The following is a 242-nucleotide window of genomic DNA, read 5'->3' as shown; positions in this document are numbered from 1 at the left end:
GTCCAATCAGTGCTCTACCTCCGAGACTCTTACCTTGAGGCTAGCCCTAAAGCTATTTCGGAGAGAACCAGCTATCTCCAGGTTCGATTGGCATTTCACCCCTACCCACACCTCATCCCCGCACTTTTCAACGTGCGTGGGTTCGGGCCTCCATTCAGTGTTACCTGAACTTCACCCTGGACATGGGTAGATCACCTGGTTTCGGGTCTACGACCACGTACTCAATTCGCCCTATTCAGACT

The 242-nt window shown here is 52.5% G+C and carries 1 rRNA gene; it reads right to left on the bottom strand.

The features are described from left to right. Positions 1-242, bottom strand: a 23S ribosomal RNA gene (locus DCK90_RS16920); the annotation flags it as partial.

This window comes from Muricauda brasiliensis (assembly GCF_003057865.1).
Classification (GTDB): domain Bacteria; phylum Bacteroidota; class Bacteroidia; order Flavobacteriales; family Flavobacteriaceae; genus Flagellimonas; species Flagellimonas chongwuensis.
This window is presented reverse-complemented; position numbering and strand designations above follow the sequence as displayed.